The 17,353-nt window shown below is 59.9% G+C and carries 16 protein-coding genes; 9 read left to right on the top strand and 7 right to left on the bottom strand.

The annotated features are described in order from the left end of the window. The first annotated feature begins 43 nt into the window (after positions 1 to 43). Both AB9N64_RS02470 and dctM read left to right on the top strand, forming a co-directional pair. A complete protein-coding gene (locus AB9N64_RS02470; RefSeq protein ID WP_019820154.1) occupies positions 44 to 676 on the top strand; it encodes a TRAP transporter small permease in 633 nt (210 codons plus the stop codon). Next, complete coding sequence (gene dctM, locus AB9N64_RS02475; protein ID WP_014718351.1) at positions 676 to 1,956, top strand: C4-dicarboxylate TRAP transporter large permease protein DctM; 1,281 nt, start codon at positions 676 to 678, stop codon at positions 1,954 to 1,956. Before AB9N64_RS02470 ends, dctM begins: the two co-directional genes overlap by 1 nt. A 47-nt stretch (positions 1,957 to 2,003) precedes the next feature. Here dctM and AB9N64_RS02480 read toward each other — a convergent pair whose 3' ends face one another. Beyond that, positions 2,004 to 3,638, bottom strand: coding sequence for a methyl-accepting chemotaxis protein (locus AB9N64_RS02480; protein ID WP_058410366.1), 1,635 nt, complete (start codon positions 3,636 to 3,638; stop codon positions 2,004 to 2,006). 226 nt (positions 3,639 to 3,864) lie between these two features. On the opposite strand from AB9N64_RS02480, the gene AB9N64_RS02485 reads away from it, so the two are divergent. Beyond that, positions 3,865 to 4,695: an undecaprenyl-diphosphate phosphatase gene (locus AB9N64_RS02485; RefSeq protein WP_014718352.1), complete on the top strand. Its 831-nt coding sequence runs from the start codon at positions 3,865 to 3,867 to the stop codon at positions 4,693 to 4,695. After that, the gene (locus AB9N64_RS02490; RefSeq protein ID WP_014718353.1) at positions 4,692 to 5,075 is read left to right on the top strand and encodes a DUF1294 domain-containing protein; all 384 of its coding nucleotides are present in this window, start codon (positions 4,692 to 4,694) and stop codon (positions 5,073 to 5,075) included. Before AB9N64_RS02485 ends, AB9N64_RS02490 begins: the two co-directional genes overlap by 4 nt. On the opposite strand, the gene AB9N64_RS02495 is transcribed toward AB9N64_RS02490, so the two are convergent. Together AB9N64_RS02495 and AB9N64_RS02500 are read right to left on the bottom strand one after the other, a co-directional pair. After that, entirely contained in the window at positions 5,064 to 5,420 is a 357-nt protein-coding gene (locus AB9N64_RS02495; RefSeq protein ID WP_034127343.1) for an MmcQ/YjbR family DNA-binding protein, read from the bottom strand. The genes AB9N64_RS02490 and AB9N64_RS02495 overlap by 12 nt on opposite strands. Continuing rightward, complete coding sequence (locus tag AB9N64_RS02500) at positions 5,417 to 6,325, bottom strand: LysR substrate-binding domain-containing protein (protein ID WP_014718355.1); 909 nt, start codon at positions 6,323 to 6,325, stop codon at positions 5,417 to 5,419. The genes AB9N64_RS02495 and AB9N64_RS02500 overlap by 4 nt, the downstream gene beginning before the upstream one ends. 125 nt (positions 6,326 to 6,450) lie before the next feature. On the opposite strand from AB9N64_RS02500, the gene AB9N64_RS02505 reads away from it, so the two are divergent. Together AB9N64_RS02505 and AB9N64_RS02510 are read left to right on the top strand one after the other, a co-directional pair. Further along, on the top strand, positions 6,451 to 7,062 hold the full coding sequence (locus tag AB9N64_RS02505) for an FMN-dependent NADH-azoreductase (protein WP_003191051.1): 612 nt from the start codon (positions 6,451 to 6,453) through the stop codon (positions 7,060 to 7,062). Between the two features lie 191 nt (positions 7,063 to 7,253). Continuing rightward, entirely contained in the window at positions 7,254 to 8,291 is a 1,038-nt protein-coding gene (locus AB9N64_RS02510) for a dienelactone hydrolase (RefSeq protein WP_032874017.1), read from the top strand. Here the strand turns inward: AB9N64_RS02510 and AB9N64_RS02515 are convergent. The 3 genes from AB9N64_RS02515 to AB9N64_RS02525 form a co-directional block, all read right to left on the bottom strand. Beyond that, the gene (locus AB9N64_RS02515; RefSeq protein WP_019820141.1) at positions 8,285 to 9,457 is read right to left on the bottom strand and encodes an MFS transporter; all 1,173 of its coding nucleotides are present in this window, start codon (positions 9,455 to 9,457) and stop codon (positions 8,285 to 8,287) included. The genes AB9N64_RS02510 and AB9N64_RS02515 overlap by 7 nt on opposite strands. A 419-nt stretch (positions 9,458 to 9,876) precedes the next feature. Beyond that, positions 9,877 to 11,463, bottom strand: coding sequence for an ABC-F family ATPase (locus AB9N64_RS02520; RefSeq protein WP_371359939.1), 1,587 nt, complete (start codon positions 11,461 to 11,463; stop codon positions 9,877 to 9,879). Positions 11,464 to 11,605: 142 nt separating this feature from the next. Continuing rightward, positions 11,606 to 12,844 carry an MFS transporter gene (locus AB9N64_RS02525; RefSeq protein ID WP_371359940.1) on the bottom strand — a complete coding sequence of 413 codons (1,239 nt, stop codon included), beginning with the start codon at positions 12,842 to 12,844 and terminating at the stop codon, positions 11,606 to 11,608. A gap of 154 nt (positions 12,845 to 12,998) precedes the next feature. Here AB9N64_RS02525 and AB9N64_RS02530 point away from each other — a divergent pair, with 154 nt between their 5' ends. After that, entirely contained in the window at positions 12,999 to 13,811 is an 813-nt protein-coding gene (locus AB9N64_RS02530; RefSeq protein ID WP_014718359.1) for a bifunctional 2-polyprenyl-6-hydroxyphenol methylase/3-demethylubiquinol 3-O-methyltransferase UbiG, read from the top strand. A gap of 319 nt (positions 13,812 to 14,130) precedes the next feature. On the opposite strand, the gene AB9N64_RS02535 is transcribed toward AB9N64_RS02530, so the two are convergent. Next, positions 14,131 to 14,517 (bottom strand): TIGR03067 domain-containing protein, encoded by a 387-nt coding sequence (locus tag AB9N64_RS02535; RefSeq protein WP_130174954.1) that lies wholly within the window; start codon positions 14,515 to 14,517, stop codon positions 14,131 to 14,133. Between the two features lie 340 nt (positions 14,518 to 14,857). Here AB9N64_RS02535 and AB9N64_RS02540 point away from each other — a divergent pair, with 340 nt between their 5' ends. Both AB9N64_RS02540 and lpxO read left to right on the top strand, forming a co-directional pair. Then, on the top strand, positions 14,858 to 16,183 hold the full coding sequence (locus AB9N64_RS02540; protein ID WP_014718361.1) for a Wzz/FepE/Etk N-terminal domain-containing protein: 1,326 nt from the start codon (positions 14,858 to 14,860) through the stop codon (positions 16,181 to 16,183). A 263-nt stretch (positions 16,184 to 16,446) separates the two neighbouring features. Next, on the top strand, positions 16,447 to 17,346 hold the full coding sequence (lpxO, locus tag AB9N64_RS02545; protein WP_014718362.1) for a lipid A hydroxylase LpxO: 900 nt from the start codon (positions 16,447 to 16,449) through the stop codon (positions 17,344 to 17,346). Positions 17,347 to 17,353: the final 7 nt, after the last annotated feature.

Consider the following 17,353-nt stretch of genomic DNA (forward strand, 5'->3'; position numbering starts at 1 on the left):
GTTGACCTGGTTTTTACCTATCTCTGCCTCGTGAGGTTTTGCCATGCAAACGCTAAGGCGCGTCTGGGAGCACCTGGAGGAAGGCTTCATTGCTTTCCTGCTGGCCGCCATGACCCTGGTGACATTCGTCTACGTCATGCTCAACAACGTCTACACCCTGTTTTTTGCCCTGGCCGACAAATGGGCCTGGAGCAGCGCCTTCTTCAATGCCCTGGGCGACGGCACCATGGCCTGGGCCCAAGAGATGACCTGGAGTGTGGCGCTGACCAAGGCCATGTTCGGCTGGTTGATTTTCTTCGGCATTTCCTACGGCGTGCGCACCGCTGGCCACCTGGGCGTGGACGCGCTGGTGCGGCTGACCCGGCGCCCGGTGCAACGCCTGCTCGGCATGCTCGCCTGCCTGTGCTGCCTGGCCTATGCCGGGCTGTTCATGGTGGCCAGCTACAAGTGGGTGAGTGCGGTGATGACCGCGCATATCGGCGCCGAAGACCTCGACCAGTTCGGCATCGATGTCGGCGACATCGTGGTGATCGTGCCCATTGGCTTTGCCTTGGTCTTGATCCGCTACCTGGAAATTTTCTACCGCATCTTTACCCACCGCCAGGTCGGGTTGGGCCTGGCCGACGAGGCCGGCGAGGCCAGCAAGTTGGCCGGCAGCCATGAGGAGCGTCACTGATGGCCGTGCTCTGTCTGTTTCTCCTGTTGTTCGTGTTCATGTTTCTGGGCGTGCCAATTGCGATTGCCCTGGGGTTGTCCGGTGCGGTGTCGATCCTGATGTTCAGCCAGGACTCTGTGAGTTCCCTGGCGATCAAACTGTTTGAAACCAGCGATGCCTACACCTTCCTGGCGATTCCGTTTTTCCTGTTGTCCGGTGCCTTCATGACCACCGGCGGCGTGGCCCAGCGGCTGATCGACTTTGCCAACGCCTGTGTCGGGCATATCCGCGGTGGCCTGGCGATTGCGGCGGTGCTGGCGTGCATGCTATTTGCAGCGCTGTCCGGGTCGTCACCGGCCACGGTGGCAGCGGTGGGTTCGATTGCCGTGGCGGGCATGGTGCGTTCCGGTTACCCCAAGGAGTTTGGGGCGGGCATCATCTGCAACGCCGGGACCTTGGGCATTCTGATTCCGCCGTCGATCGTGATGGTGGTGTATTCGGCGGCGACCGAAACCTCAGTAGGCAAATTGTTCATGGCCGGGGTGATTCCGGGCTTGCTGCTGGGCCTGATGTTGATGGTCGCGATCTACATCGTCGCCCGTATCAAGAAGCTGCCGGCGCAACCCCGGGCGACATTCCGTGAGTGGCTGAGTTGTGCACGCCGAGCGTTCTGGGGGCTGTTGCTGCTGGTGATCATCCTCGGCGGCATTTACAGCGGCATGTTCACCCCGACCGAAGCGGCGGCAGTGGCAGCCGTGTATTCAGCATTCGTCGCGCTGTTCGTCTACAAGGACATGAAGCTGCGCGACTGCCCCAAGGTGCTGCTGGAGTCGGGGCGCTTGTCGATCATGCTGATGTTCATCATCGCCAACGCCATGCTGTTTGCCCACGTGCTGACCACCGAACAGATCCCCCAGCAAATTACCGCGTGGGTAATCTCGGAAGGGCTGACGCCGATTGGCTTTTTGATCATGGTCAACGTGGTGCTGCTGATTGCCGGCAGCTTTATGGAGCCTTCGGCCATTGTGCTGATCCTGGCGCCGATCTTTTTCCCGATTGCGATGAAGCTCGGGATTGACCCGATTCATCTGGGGATTGTGATGGTGGTGAACATGGAAATCGGCCTGGTGCACCCGCCGGTGGGGCTGAACCTGTTCGTGACCTCGGCGGTGACGGGGCTGACTCTAGGGCAGACCATTCGCGCCGCGATGCCGTGGCTGATGATTCTGTTGGTGTTCCTGATCATGGTCACCTACCTGCCGTTCATTTCCCTCGCGCTGCCGCAGTGGCTGGGGATGTGAGGCCGCTAGACGGTGGGAGAGGGCAGCCCTCCCACCGCTGAGGGATGTCAAACCTTGAACTGACGCAAAAGCCCATCAAGCTGTTCACTCAAGCCACGCAACTGTGCACTCGCCACGCTCGATTGCTCCGCTGCCAGCGCGGTGCTGTGGGACAGCCCGGCCGCTTGGGTGACGTTCTGGTTGATGTCTTCCACCACATGGGCCTGCTGCAGGGTGGCGCTGGCAATCGAGGCGTTCAGGCCGTTGAGGTTGTGCAGCGCCTGGCCGATGGCGGTGAGGCTTGCGCCCGCCTGGCCGGCTTGTTCAATGGTCAGTTGCGAGGCGCTGTGGCTGTCGCTGATGACCTTGACCGCCGCTTCGGAGTGGCCTTGCAGGCGCTCGATCATCACCTGGATCTCGGCGGTGGATTTCTGCGTGCGCTGGGCCAGCAGGCGCACCTCATCGGCGACCACCGCAAACCCGCGGCCTTGCTCGCCCGCACGGGCGGCTTCGATGGCGGCGTTGAGGGCGAGCAGGTTGGTCTGGTCGGCGATGGAGCGGATCACCTCCAGTACCCCGCCGATCTGCGTGCTCTCGCTGGAGAGCGTGCGGATCACCTCCACGGCCTGGCTGATAGTGGTGGAGAGCTGGTCGATCTGCTGCAAGCTGCCGTCGATATTGACCTGGCCCTGCTGTGCCTGGGCCTGTGCATCGCGCATTTCGCTGGCGGCGTGCTCGGCATTCTTCGCTACGTCCTGCACGCCGTAGGTGACTTCGTTGATGGCGGTGGCCACCAGTTCCATCTGCTGGGACTGCTGCTGGCTGCGGTCGTGGGCCTGGCTGGCGTTGTGGCCCAGCTCGCTGGACGACTGGCCCAGCGCGTTCGCGCACACCTGCAACTGGCCGACCACCTGGCGCAGCTTGGCGGTGAAGCTATTGAAGTGCTGGGCCAGTTGCGTCAATTCGTCACGGCCGTGGGTATCGAGGCTGTGGGTCAGGTCACTTTCGCCACTGGCAATATTGCCCATGGCATTCACCGCGGCCTGCAACGGCTGCACGATGCTGCGGGCAATCAGCACCACCAGCACGGCCATCATCAGCGCAATGCCCAGGCCAATGGCCGAGGCTTTCCACACCTGGCCCCTGAATTCGGCCTGCACATCGTCCACGTAGACCCCGGAGCCGATAATCCAGCCCCAGGGTTCGAACAGTTGGATGTACGAGGTTTTCTCTACCGGCGCTTCGGCGCCGGGCTTCGGCCAGCGGTAGTTGACGATGCCGGCGCCCTTGGCCTTGGCCAGGTTCACGAATTCGTTGAACACGGCGAAACCGTCCGGGTCGCGAATCGCCGAAAGGTTCTGGCCGTCGAGCTTGGGGTTGGCCGCGTGCATGATCATCACGGGGGTGAGGTCGTTGATCCAGAAGTAGTCATCGTGGTCATAACGCAGCCCGCGCACCGCGCTCAGGGCCTGTTGTTGCGCGGCGTCGCGGGTCAGTACGCCGGTTTTTTCCAGGCTCTGGTAATAGCTGAGTACGCCACTGGCGGTCTGCACCACGTGCTGGGTTTGCTGGCGCTTGGCCTGGTAGAGGTCGCCGTGGATCTGGTTGAGCATTAACAGCCCCAAGGCCAGCAGCATCAACACGGCGACTATCAGGATCAGCCAAAGGCGGCGGCTGATCGACATGCTGCGCAAACTGTTCATCGTCCTGTCACTCCCTGCTCTTTATAATTGTGGTGCTGCTTCGAGATTTCCGGCGTGTCTGATAGGCTTTCGGCCCGGAATCGAAAAACCTGAGTACTGCCTGATTTTTCACGGAATTTTTGCAGACCGGCGTTGAGAATCAACTGCGGGCGCTTGTGTGCGCTCGTCGTCAGTGAACTTAAAAAAGACTAAGAGGCATGCCACGCGCATGACCTTTGGAGACAGCATGGATTTTTGGACCGCCATACAGGCATTGATTCTCGGCATCGTCGAGGGGCTTACGGAGTTCTTGCCGATCTCCAGTACTGGCCACCAGATCATCGTCGCCGACCTGATCAATTTTGGCGGCGAGCGTTTCGAAGCCTTCAACATCATCATCCAGCTGGGCGCGATCCTGGCGGTAGTCTGGGAGTTTCGGCGCAAGATCTTTGACGTGGTCATCGGCCTGCCGACCCAGCCCAAGGCCCGGCGCTTTACCGTCAACCTGATCATCGCCGTGTTGCCGGCGGTGGTATTGGGGGTGATTTTTGCCGACCTGATCAAGCACTACCTGTTTAACCCGATCACTGTAGCGACTGCCCTGGTAGTGGGTGGCGTGATCATGTTGTGGGCCGAGCGCCGCCAACATGCAGTGCGGGCTGAAACCGTCGACGACATCACCTGGAAAGACGCCCTCAAGGTCGGCCTGGCCCAGTGCCTGGCGATGATCCCGGGCACTTCGCGCTCCGGTGCAACGATCATCGGCGGCCTGTTGTTCGGCCTGTCGCGCAAGACGGCCACCGAATTTTCATTCTTCCTGGCCATGCCGACCATGGTTGGGGCGGCGGTGTACTCGGGTTACAAGTACCGCGATCTGTTCCAGCCGGCGGATTTTCCAGTGTTCGCCATTGGTTTTGTCACCTCGTTCATCTTCGCGATGATTGCGGTCAAGGGGTTGCTCAAATTCATCGCCAGCCACAGCTACGCGGTGTTTGCCTGGTACCGGATTGCCTTTGGCCTGGTCATCCTGGCGACCTGGCAGTTCGGCTGGATCGACTGGACTGCGGTCAAGCCATGACTATCCAGCACCCACGCCTGAAGGCGCTGATCTTTGTACTGCTGTGTGCCGCGCCGCTGCTGGGCTCGGCCTTGCTGTGGTATCGCGGCGAAACGGCGATTCCGTTGATGGCCTACGGCGTGGTCAGCGTGGTGGCGTTCTTTCTTTATTGGAGCGACAAGCGCAAGGCGCAGACCGAAGGCTGGCGCACCCCGGAAAACATCCTGCATGCGGTGGAGCTGGCGGGCGGTTGGCCGGGGGCGTTGATCGCCCAGCAGGTGTTCCGGCACAAGACGCGCAAAGTGTCTTACCAGGTGCTGTTCTGGGTGATTGTGCTGTTGCACCAGGTGTTCTGGCTGGACCAGCTGTTTCTTGGCGGCACCTTGCTGTCAATCCTCTAGCCGCAAGCCAATCTGTGTGCGCTTGGGCAGCTTGCTCACCACCAACTGGTGGGAGCGCTGCAACAAGCCACGCAGTTCCTCTGCGCCCAAAGGGTAGGGCGTGTTCATGATGACCCACTGCGCCCTCGCCAGGTAAGGCGCCGGGTGAATGCCCGGGCGGTCGACGTGACCCAGGAACAGTTCTTTGTCGACCTTGAAGGCCAGCGACTCACCGCGCAGGTTCTGCAAGGCGAACATCTTGTTGCCAGCAATCGAGAACACCCGCACGCCGCCCCATTTATAGTCTTCCCGTGCGCCTGGCAGGCTCAGGCAAAAACGTGCGACTTGTTCTTCCGTCATGCTCATAACAGCCGATCTCCACAGCCTTTGAAGCCTTCTTCCAGGTAGTCGATCCAGGCCCGGATGGCCGGCAGCACGCCGCGCCGGTGCGGGTAGACCGCTTGCAGCCAGCCGCCTGGTAATGACCATTGCGGCAGCAGTTGCACCAGGCGGCCGCTGGCCAGTTCTTCTTCGCAGTACATCATTGGCAGCACCGTAAAGCCCACGCCCATCATTGCGCTGGCCTTGCGCACGATAAAGTCTTCGATGCCCAGGCGCGCCTCCATCACTAGCTCGTGCATGTTGCCCTGAGGGTCGATGATGCGTTGGTGCACCATTCGGTCCGCCTCGAGTGCGCCAAGGATTGGCAACTGCTTGAGGTCTTCCAGGGTTTCGACCCGCCGCTCACGCATGAAAACGGGGCTGGCCACCAGCACGGTATGCGCCTGGCGCAGGCGTTTGGTGACCAGTAACGGGTCTTCGTCGCCCAGTTCGCGTACGCGCAGCGCTACATCAATGCCTTCGGCTACCAGGTCGACGCGGCGATTCACCAGGGTCATGTCCAACTGCACCAACGGGTGCGCGGCCAGAAAACCGGCTACCAGCTCTGGCAGAATTTGCTGGGCCAGCCCCACCGGGCAACTGACTCGCAGCCGCCCACGCGGCTCGCTGGACATGCTGGCTACGGCCTCGTCGGCCATTTCCGCCTCCAACAGCATGGCTTGGCAGTGGCGCAAGTAGCGCTCGCCCACGGCGGTGAGCGTCAGTTGCCGGGTGGTGCGTTGCAGCAGGCGTGCACCCAGGCGGTCTTCCAGCTCGGCAATGCGCCGCGACAGCCTGGATTTGGGAATCCCGAGTAGCCGGCCAGCCGCAGCAAAACCGCCGGCTTCGACGACTTTGGCGAAATAGTAGAGGTCGTTGAGGTCTTGCATGGTGGGCCTATTGTCCTGTCAGTGGGACAAACTATCGCATTTCAGGTGGCTTATCGACCATTGGTTTCATGCGTAGCATCACTACCATCTGATCGCCACTGTCGATCCCACCTCGGAGATCCATCATGAAACTCTTGCACATCGATTCCAGCATCCTCGGCGACAACTCGGCCTCCCGTCAGCTCAGCGCCGGTGTGGTCAAGGCATGGCAAGCCGCCCAACCGGGCGTGGAAGTGACTTACCGTGACCTCGCCAGCGAAGGCATCAACCATTTCTCCGGCGCTACCCTGGGCGCATTGGGCACTGCCGCTGAACTGCGTGATGCGGCGCAAAAGCACGAGGCTGAACTGAGTGCATCGTCGCTGGCTGAGTTCCTCGCCGCCGATGCCGTGGTCGTCGGTGCGCCGATGTACAATTTCACCATCCCCACCCAGTTGAAAGCCTGGATCGACCGCATCGCGGTAGCCGGCCAGACCTTCCGCTACACCGAAGCCGGCCCTGAAGGCCTGTGCGGCAACAAGAAAGTCATTATTGTTTCCACCGCCGGTGGCCTGCATGCCGACCAGGCCTCGGGCGCTGCCCACGAAGGCTACTTGAAGCTGCTGTTCGGTTTCCTGGGCATCACCGACATCGAGATCGTGCGCGCTGAAGGCCTGGCCTACGGTGACGAAGTTCGCAGCAAAGCCATGAGCGACGCCAACGTGCGCATCAACGAGCAACTGTTCGCCGCTGCGTAAGGCTTATGTAAATGTGCCCTGTCCTCGGTTTCATTCTGAAACCGAGCGCCTAAACTCTGTATTCTGATCGCCTGAACGCGAGCGGAGTACGGAGTTTTTTCGTTGTGGCCCAGGATATGCACACATCCCTTCGATACCCTGGACTTTTTATTCGACAGGCCGGTTCTTGTGCAGCAAAGGTGGACATCCCCATGATGCGTCTTTGTGCTGTTTTGGTTCTTTCGCTGTTGGGCGGCGTGGTTTCAGTGCACGCCGCACCGGCACCGCACCCCCATTGGAGTGTGGGGTTTCATCGCATGAGTTTTCTCGACCCGCTGGATGCGCAGCCGATGAAAGCCATCGCCTTCTATCCCTCTACCGATGCCGAGCGCACTACCGCGCTGGGCGCCTACCATGTGGCGGCCAGCGAAGATGCCAAGGTGGCGATCGGGCGTTTTCCGATGTTGATGTTGTCCCACGGCAATACCGGCACGCCGCTGGCCCTGCATGACCTGGCCACCGCCTTGGCGCGCAAGGGGTTTGTGGTGGTGGCGGTGCTGCATCCCGGTGACAACTACAAGGACCACAGCCGCCTGGGCACCGTGAGCAATTTGTATGGGCGGCCGATCCAGATCTCCCAGGCGATCACCGCCGCCTTGGCCGAGCCGATGCTGTCGCCCTTTGTGGATATCGATCAGATCGGCGTCATCGGTTATTCAGCCGGTGGCGAAACGGCATTGATCCTGGCGGGCGCCAAGCCGGATTTCGAACGCCTGCGCCGCTACTGCCAAGAGCGCCCCGAAGACCGCGACGCGTGCACCACCAAGGGCGAGTTGGTGGTCGATCGCGACGACTTGCAACCCCAGGCTGACCCGCGTATCCATGCTTTGATGCTGATGGCGCCGCTGAGCTTGATGTTCGGCCGCCACACTCTGGCGGATGTGCATGTGCCGGTGCTGCTCTACAGTGGCGATGGCGACCAGTTGGTGGCAGTGGACAAAAACGCCGCCGCCCTGGCGCGCAAACTGCCAGAGCCGCCGGACTTCAAGCTGTTGGCCGGGGCAGGGCACTTTGTATTCATGGCCCCGTGCGACAGTGATCAGCTGGCGACAATGCCAGGCATCTGCACCGATGCCGATGGTGTCGACCGTGAAGGGATTCACCGCGATATGGTCTCCGAGGCCGGGCGCTTTTTCAGTCGCACCCTCGGTGAGGCAACGCGTGCCGGCCTGCAGACGGCTGATCAGTAGGCGCGGCGCCTGAGCAGTACGGTCAGGCCGAGCGCGCTGACCGACAGCAACGCGGCGCAGAAGAATATCCAGCCGTAGCCAAGATTCAACGCCACGGCGCCCATCAACGGCCCGGCAATCGCCAGGGCCAGGTCGAAAAACACCGCATATGCGCTCAGCCCCGCGCCGCGGCTGCTGTCCGGCACTTGCTTGATGGCTTCCACGCCAAGCGCCGGGTAAACCAGCGATAAACCAAAACCGGTCAACCCGGCGCCGATCAAGGCCACGCCGGTAGACGGTGCCAGCCACAACAGCGTCAGGCCCAGGGTTTCAATGAGCATGCAGGCGATGGCGGCGGTGAACCCGCCAAACCGGCTGATGGCTGAGATAAACACCAGGCGCGAGAGAATAAAGCACACACCAAATACCGTCAGGCAATACGCCGCACCGGCCCAGCCACGATTCAGGTAATACAGGGTGATAAAGGTCGTCAGCGTGCCGTAGCCAATCGAGGCCAGGCACAGGCTGGCGCCGAACGGCGCGATACGTCCAAACACAGCCCAGAACGGCAGCCGTTCGCCGCGTACCACCGGCACCGAGGGTTTATTACGGATCAGCACCAGGCCCAACGCCGCCAGCACCGCCAGTGCAAGGCCGAGGCTGGCGTAGCCATAATCAGCCACCATCACCACGCCAAGTGGCGCACCAATGGCAATGGCGCCATAGGAGGCGATGCCATTCCAGGAAATCGAGCGTGCGGTGTGTTCGGCGCCCACTGCGCCCATGCACCAACTGATGGTCCCCACGCCAATCAGGCCCTGGGCCACCCCGAGCAACAGGCGACCGGCGATCAGAATACCCAGGCTCAAGCTCGGCAGGCTGTCCAGCAGCGTGGCGATAAAGGTCAGCACACCGCTGATCAGAATACCGGCCAGGCCCAGCACGATCGCGCGTTTGGTGCCGACGTTATCCGACATTCGCCCGGCCATCGGGCGGCTGAGCAGCGTGGCGAGGTACTGCGAACCGATGGTCACCCCGGCCACCACGGCGCTGAAGCCCAGTTGCTCGTGCACATAGCCTGGAATCACCGCTATCGGCAGGCCGATGCAGATAAAGGCTATGAAGGTGTAGAACACGATGGAAACGATCTGCAGGGTGATCGACAGGGAGGAGGGGGCGGCAGGCATGAATACTCAATCGCTGGCGGGCGGTGAAGCATCATGGCATATCCCGCACGACTGTAGGAGCGAGGGGACGCCTACAAAGGCCCCTGGGGGAGCGCGCTTGCCCGCGAAGGTGGTGTGTCAGTCACTGAATCTGTAGCTGAACTACCGCTATCGCAGGCAAGCCAGCTCCCACACGGGTTATGTATTGCCTATAAAATCAGCGCCTGGCACCGATTCCCTGTGGGAGCGGGCTTGCCCGCGAAGGCTGCCTGTCAGTCACTGCATCTTTAACTGAACCACCGCTATCGCGGGCAAGCCAGCTCCCACACTGGTTATGCATGGCCCATAAAATCAGCGCCCGGCACAGTGCGGATGCAAAAAGCCCTGTCACAGGGACAGGGCTTTTTTTGCAGCTTGTAGCTTGCAGCTCAGTGCTGCTCTTAGAACACCACACCCTGGCTACGCAGGTAGTCGTCATAGGTGCCGCTGAAGTCGATCACGCCGCTAGGGCTCAACTCGATAATGCGGGTGGCCAGGGACGATACGAACTCACGGTCGTGGCTGACGAAGATCAGCGTGCCCGGGTAGTTCTCCAGCGCCAGGTTCAGCGCTTCGATGGATTCCATGTCCAGGTGGTTGGTCGGTTCGTCCATGATCAACACGTTCGGCTTTTGCAGGATCAGCTTGCCGAACAGCATACGACCTTGTTCACCACCGGAGATCACTTTGACCGACTTCTGGATCTCGTCGTTGGAGAACAACATGCGGCCCAGGGTGCCGCGAATCATTTGCTCGCCTTGGGTCCATTGGCCCATCCAGTCGAACAGGCTCACGTCGTCTTCGAAGTCGTGGGCGTGGTCCTGGGCGTAGTAGCCCAGCTCGGCGGCGTCGGTCCACTTGATGCTGCCGGCGTCCGGGGTCAGTTCGTTGACCAGGGTGCGCAGCAGGGTGGTCTTGCCGATACCGTTGGGGCCGATGATCGCCACGCGCTCGCCGGCTTCAACCTGGAAGCTGAAGTCCTTGAACAACGGCTTGCCGTCGAAACCTTTGGCCATTTTTTCGACCATGACCGCCTGGCGGTGCAGCTTTTTGTTCTGCTCGAAACGGATGAACGGGCTCACACGGCTCGACGGCTTGACTTCGGCCAGCTGGATCTTGTCGATCGCCTTGGCACGGGAGGTCGCCTGCTTGGCTTTCGAGGCGTTGGCCGAGAAGCGGCTGACGAAGGATTGCAGTTCGGAAATCTGCGCTTTCTTCTTGGCGTTGTCCGACAGCAATTGCTCGCGGGACTGGGTCGCCACGGTCATGTACTCGTCGTAGTTGCCCGGGAACAGGCGCAGCTCGCCGTAGTCCAGGTCAGCCATGTGGGTGCACACGCTGTTCAGGAAGTGACGGTCGTGAGAGATGATGATCATCAGGCTGGAGCGCTGGGTCAGGATGTTTTCCAGCCAGCGGATAGTGTTGATGTCCAAGTGGTTGGTCGGTTCGTCGAGCAACAGCACTTCCGGGTCGGAGAACAGCGCCTGGGCCAGCAGTACGCGCAGCTTCCAGCCGGGGGACACTTCGCTCATCGGGCCGAAATGCTGTTCCAGGGGAATACCCAGGCCCAGCAGCAGCTCGCCGGCGCGGGATTCGGCGGTGTAGCCGTCCATCTCGGCGAACTCGGTTTCCAGCTCGGCCACGGCCATGCCATCTTCTTCGCTCATTTCCGGCAGCGAGTAGATGCGGTAGCGCTCGGCCTTGACCTTCCACAGCTCCTCGTGGCCCATGATCACGGTGTCGAGCACGGTGAATTCTTCGTAGGCGAACTGGTCCTGGCGCAGTTTACCCAGGCGCACATTCGGCTCGAGCATGACCTGCCCGCCGGACGGGTCGAGGTCGCCACCGAGGATTTTCATGAAGGTCGACTTGCCGCAACCGTTGGCACCGATCAAACCATAGCGGTTGCCGGCGCCGAACTTGACCGAGACGTTCTCGAAGAGCGGCTTGGCGCCGAACTGCATGGTGATGTTAGCTGTGGAGATCAATTACTTTACCTATCAATGGGTTGCGAGCGTGACGGCAGGTGCCTTCAGGCATGCGTCAACAGCGACATCAAGGCGCGAAACCCGGTCGCTGAACACAAAATTTGGAATGTGTGTTGGAATTTGGCGCGCATTGTCGCATATGTCAGGCGACAGTTGTATGGCGAGCGAAGGATGGTTTTGCCAAGGTCTCCGGCATCGCCAGCCACAACAGCATCAAGGCAGCGGCTGCAACTGCCGCCAACGTCAGGAACGCCGCGTTGTAGCCAGCCTGCTGCACCACGAAACCGGCCAGGCTGCTACTGAGCGCCGCGCCGAGGCCAAATACGGTGGAGAGGGCGCCCAGGCTGACGTTGAAGCGCCCGGTGCCTTGGGTCAGGTCTTTGACGATCACCGGGAACAGGGCGCCGAAAATGCCGGCACCGATACCGTCGAGCATCTGCACCGCCACCAGCCAGTAGGGGTCGCTGGATAAGGTATAGAGCACGCCACGCAACGGCAGTATCAGGAAACCTACAAGCAACAGCGGCTTGCGTCCCCAGACATCGGCCTTGAGCCCGACCAGCCAGGCCATCGGCACCATCACCAATTGGGCGGCGACGATGCAGGCTGAAGTCAGCGGGGTGGCCATCTGCAAATTGATCTGCGCCAGTTTCTGGCTGACCAGCGGCAGCATTGCGGCGTTGGCCAAGTGAAACAGTGCGCAGCAGATGGCGAACAGGAGTAGCGGTTGGTTGGTCAGCAACGCTTTCAGGCCCGAGGGTTGTTCGTGGTCGGCGTGATGGGCCGGATCAAAACCACGGGCGACCTCATGGTCAATCGCCTTGGCCGGCACGCAACTGACCGCAATGACACTGGCGACGGCCATGAACGCCATCAGGTAGAACACCACCACCGGCCCGAACAGGTAGGCCAGCCCGCCGGCCAGCAATGCGGCCACGGCATTGCCGGCATGGTTGAAAGTCTCGTTGCGCCCGGTACGCCGGGTGAAGGCACGCGGCCCGGTGATTCCCAGCGAAATGGCGGAAATTGCCGGGGCAAAGACAGAGGCAGCTACGGCGCTGGCAGCTTGGGTCAGCGCCACCCAGCCAAATGAACTGACGAAGGGCAGCATCAGGCAACTGCCCGTCACCAACAGCGCGGCCAGGGCGACCACCGCACGTTTGCTGCGAGTGCGGTCGATCAACGCACCCGCGGGGCCTTGGGTCAGCAAGGCAGCGATGCCTGCGAGGGTCATGACCACGCCAATGCTGGCCGGCTCCCATTGATGCACGGCCAGCAGGTAGATCGCCAGGTACGGTCCGAGACCGTCGCGTACATCGGCGAGAAAGAAGTTCAGGCTGTCCAGGGATAAAGCGATGCGCAGGTCTGAATGACGGGCCACGATGCGACCTTCAAGAGCGGCGTTCAGGGGCTGAACACGCGTTGGGTTAATGACCGGTGGGCTGGGTGATAAGTTTCGCGGTGGGCCAGGGTTTCCTCCTGCGCGCATTTAATTTACTTTCCGAAGCCCACTGGAATGAATTTCTGGAGAAGCAATGGACATGCCCTCAGCGCAAGAGGCGATCGCCAGCAATAGAAATGCCTGGGACGAATCCGCCGGGTTGCATAAAGACACCGCGACCTGGGCGGCACTGCTGGACTCGGTAGCCGAGCCTGATTTTTCCTGCCTGGACCCGACCATCACCACCTTGCTGCAAGAGGTAGGCGTGGTGGGCAAGGACGTGGTGCAATTGTGCTGCAACAACGGGCGCGAAAGCCTTTCGTTGTATGGCTTGGGCGCCCGTTCGGTGGTGGGGGTTGATCAATCCCGGGCGTTTCTTGAACAGGCGCGGGAGTTGGCTGAGGCCTCGCCACACAGCCCTGAGTTCATTGAGACCGATATCCACCATTTGCCCGAGCGTTTGCAGGCACGGTTCGATATTGCCCTGGTGACCATCGGCGTGCTGGGCTGGATGCCGGATGTGGCGTTGTTCATGCGCCAGGTTGCCAGTGTGCTGAAGCCCGGCGGTACGTTGGTCATGTACGAAACCCATCCCTTTCTTGAGATGTTTGACCCCTGTGGGGCCAACCCTATGCTGCCTGCCAGTTCTTACTTCCAGCGTGAACCCTTTGTGCTGCAGGAGGCAATTGTCTATGAAGGGAAGGATGAGCGGCCCGGGCCGACCTCCTATTGGTATGTACATACCCTGGGCAATGTAGTCAGCGGGGCTATCGCAGCGCGGTTGCAGATCGCTCATTTGCAGGAATACCCGCATTCAAACCGGGAAGAACTCTACGATCAATATGAGCATCAGGCCGCGCAACTGCCCCTGTGCTTTACCATGACAGCGATCAGGCGTGATGGCTGATCAAGGTTTGCGCACGCAAAAAAAAGGCCCGCGAGGAGAGGGCGGGCCAAGTGATTCACTGGAGTAGGTAGGCCTGACCTTATAGGTCGAAAAGTGAAGTCCTTGTGAAAATGCCGTGATCAAATCGGATAATCACGGCTTATGTGTCCACCTGTGGCGAGGGAGCTTGCTCCCCTAACGGCCTGCCAGCCACCGCCTGTCTGCCTGACGCCCCGCGTTCAAACCTGTGGGAGCTGGCTTGCCTGCGATAGCGGTGTATCAGTGACAGATTAGTTGACTGACCCACCGCTATCGCAGGCAAGCCAGCTCCCACATTTGATCAAGAGCGCCGTACGAAGGTGCGCATGGTTTGCCCTGGGCCAGTGCTGAATACAGTGGGCCTGGGCATGCCCTCATCCGCTGCGATAAATACGAAATCATCGCCGTCGAGCCGGTAACTGGCGGGGAGTTGCTTGCCTGCATCTTCGCCGATGGCGTCCGTCCAGGTGATGCTTTTGGGCGTAGTGCTGGCGTCCAGTACGAACCGCCCCGCCAATAATATTTTGCCATTGACCGTGGTCACTTCGAAGCGATCCCCCGCAATTGTCGTCGTTGCTCCCGGCGCGCTGTGGGCATCCACGGGGTTAAGCACGCCACTGTCTTCAAGGGCTGTTTGTTCCCAAGTGCCTTGCAGTGCGCGAAAGTCCGAAGCGGAAAGGGGTGACATGCAAACTCCTTATTGCTGTTCAAAAAAATGTTCAATTGTATTGAGGCTGACACTGTTCCGCCTGTAGGCGAAATTTTTTTCTTTATAAGACAGCTATTTGACAGCTTTTTCATGTTGTATTGACTACGCTTGCAACCAGATCAGTCTGACATGGCTGTGTCATTTGGCTTACTCACCGAAATGAAACCGAAATAATCCCTAAGTTTGCGGGATATTTCAGGGGACTGAGTGGTCACATCGCCATTGGTCTGCCGTATCCAGGGCGTTGTCCCTGATTTTTGAAGTCTTTTAGACTTCTGAGAATGATGGCCTTTTAGTATTATTTTAAGGTGTTCTTATTTTGAATCGTACTTCCCCGCTTCCGCCTTCCGCAGCGTCTGATGAAATTGATTTATTTGAATTGTTTCACGCCATCTGGCGACAAAAAAAGCTGGTGATCGGGTGTACGCTTCTGGCCGGGGTATTAGGCGCAGGTTATGCCTTCCTGGCACCCAAGACCTATGAAGTCAGCAGTGTGTTGCGGCCTGCTGCAATCAACGAGCTAGACGCCTTGAACCGTTCGGAAGTGTATAAGTTGCCGCCTGCCGATGCGCTGCTCAAAGTGGGCGCGCAGTTGGACTCTTATGATGCACGCCTGGGGTTCTTCAAGGATCATGAGGAGTTGTTCAAGGCGTTCAAGAAACCGGGGCAAACCCTTGAGCAGAGCTTTGAGGCGTTCAACCGCAATTCGGTCAATCTGATTTTGCCTGACCCCAAGAAATCCGATTCGTTGAGCAGCTATATCCGTCTGGAACTGCAATACCCGACCGACGTCGATGGTGTTGCGATCCTCAACGGTTTTGTGGACTACGCCATTGCCGCCGAGCGCCAGCAAGTGGGGGCCGACCTCAAGGTGATCGTCAATAACCGCTTGAGCGAGCTCAAGGGCAAGATCGACGCCGCCCGCGCCAACTACGATACCGATAAAGAATCGAAAATCGCCAAGCTGCTGGAAGCGGACCGGCTCAAGCGTGCCCAACTGCAGGATGAACTCAGCGCCCTGCGCCTGCAGATGAAGATGGAACGCACCAACCGCCTCGCCGAGTTGGCCGAAGCCATCAGCATTGCCAAGTCCATGGGCATTCGTACACCGACAACGCCGTCCTCAATGGCCGACTCCACCCGCACGGGTTCGAGCCAGGTCATGCGGACCGAGGTGAACAACCAGAAGATCCCGCTGTATTTCATGGGGACCGAGGCGTTGGAAGCCGAACGCGCTGCATTGCAGCAGCGTACCAGCGACGATTTCACCAACCCGCGCATTGCCGAGATCGGCAAAGAGCTGCAACTGCTGGAAAGCAACCGCGAGGTTGAGGTGCTGCGCAAGCGTGGCAATGAAGACATCTTCTTGCAAGACGTCGAGCCGCTTCGCGCTGAAGTCGCCAGGTTGCGTGGTTTGAATATCGATATGAGCAACCTCAAGCTGGTGACCATTGACCGTCGAGCCCAGGAGCCTCTGTCGCCGATCAAGCCGAAAAAGCCGCTGGTTATCGCGTTGAGCCTTGTTGGCGGCCTGTTGCTGGGCCTGATGATTGCGCTGATCCGCTACTTCGTTCGCAGCCGCACTCAGGCCGTGCCCTATACGGCATTAGGGGATCGCCGCGAGGGTAACGACTCGCCGCTGTAACCCTTCCATCGCCCTCAAACAGGCAGGCTCAAGGGCCTGCCTGCTCCTACCCCCAGCACACTCAGTAGACAGCTTTTCACAATTCTTAGTTAACCTTTGGTTACAAAGTGTGGCTAAATAACTGCCAATGGTCGCACGCAGGCGGTTATCCGCCGGCCGTGTCGCCTGTATGTGAATTGTGATTTCAGGTGCTGCTTATCCATCCTCGGCCGTTGTGGGCCCGCAGGAGCAGCCTGTTCTCTCCCTGACGTGTGACGAATCCCTTGAAACTCATCATTGTTGCTCTCTACGTTGCTTCCATTGCGTATGTACACCTGCGCGGTCGGGTGCGACACAAGCTGGGCCGCCAGCTTAGCGATCACTCGACGTTCCTGGCGCCGATCAACTGTTTCCTGTACCTGTTCTCCAAGCAGCCCAGCCGTCCCTACCTCTCGCCCAGCGACTTTCCAGACCTGAGCCCATTGCAGGAGCACTGGGAAGAGATCCGCGAAGAAGGCCAGAATCTGATGCGGGCGGGTGAGATCAAACGCTCGGAGCAATACAACGACGTAGGGTTCAACTCGTTTTTCAAGACCGGCTGGAAGCGGTTCTACCTCAAGTGGTACGGCGACAGTCACCCCTCGGCGATGAAGCTGTGCCCACGCACCACCGAGCTGGTGCAAAGCATCGGCTCGATCAAGGCGGCCATGTTCGCCGAGCTGCCACCGGGCTCCAAGCTGGTACGTCACCGTGACCCGTATGCGGGCTCGTACCGCTATCACCTGGGGCTGGATACCCCTAACGATCCAGGTTGCTACATCAATGTGGATGGCGAAAGCTATTACTGGCGCGATGGCGAGCCGGTGATGTTCGACGAGACCTACATTCACTACGCGGAAAACACCACCCAACAGAACCGCATCATTCTGTTCTGCGATATCGAACGGCCGATGAAGTACCGCTGGGCAGCTGCGTTCAACCGCTGGTTCAGCCGCAATGTGATGGCGGCCGCAGGTTCGCCCAACGATGAGGGTGACAAGACCGGCGGCCTCAACCGTGCCTTTACCCGTCTGTACAAGATTCGCCTGCGTGGCAAAGAGCTCAAGAAGCGCAATCGCACGCGCTACTACCTGGAAAAGTGGGCGATCTTTGCCGGTCTGGCGCTGATCTTCATTCTTATCTGACCTGGCT

Source organism: Pseudomonas sp. KT_2_4 (assembly GCF_041410225.1).
GTDB classification, from domain to species: domain Bacteria; phylum Pseudomonadota; class Gammaproteobacteria; order Pseudomonadales; family Pseudomonadaceae; genus Aquipseudomonas; species Aquipseudomonas paracarnis.

Coding starts and splice junctions, on each gene's coding strand:
- AB9N64_RS02490 (WP_014718353.1), top strand. CDS start 4,692: ATGACTATCCAGCACCCACGCCTGAAGGCGCTGATCTTTGTACTGCTG.
- AB9N64_RS02480 (WP_058410366.1), bottom strand. CDS start 3,638: ATGAACAGTTTGCGCAGCATGTCGATCAGCCGCCGCCTTTGGCTGATC.
- AB9N64_RS02505 (WP_003191051.1), top strand. CDS start 6,451: ATGAAACTCTTGCACATCGATTCCAGCATCCTCGGCGACAACTCGGCC.
- dctM (WP_014718351.1), top strand. CDS start 676: ATGGCCGTGCTCTGTCTGTTTCTCCTGTTGTTCGTGTTCATGTTTCTG.
- AB9N64_RS02535 (WP_130174954.1), bottom strand. CDS start 14,517: ATGTCACCCCTTTCCGCTTCGGACTTTCGCGCACTGCAAGGCACTTGG.
- AB9N64_RS02470 (WP_019820154.1), top strand. CDS start 44: ATGCAAACGCTAAGGCGCGTCTGGGAGCACCTGGAGGAAGGCTTCATT.
- AB9N64_RS02530 (WP_014718359.1), top strand. CDS start 12,999: ATGGACATGCCCTCAGCGCAAGAGGCGATCGCCAGCAATAGAAATGCC.
- AB9N64_RS02500 (WP_014718355.1), bottom strand. CDS start 6,325: ATGCAAGACCTCAACGACCTCTACTATTTCGCCAAAGTCGTCGAAGCC.
- AB9N64_RS02485 (WP_014718352.1), top strand. CDS start 3,865: ATGGATTTTTGGACCGCCATACAGGCATTGATTCTCGGCATCGTCGAG.
- AB9N64_RS02510 (WP_032874017.1), top strand. CDS start 7,254: ATGATGCGTCTTTGTGCTGTTTTGGTTCTTTCGCTGTTGGGCGGCGTG.
- AB9N64_RS02495 (WP_034127343.1), bottom strand. CDS start 5,420: ATGAGCATGACGGAAGAACAAGTCGCACGTTTTTGCCTGAGCCTGCCA.
- AB9N64_RS02515 (WP_019820141.1), bottom strand. CDS start 9,457: ATGCCTGCCGCCCCCTCCTCCCTGTCGATCACCCTGCAGATCGTTTCC.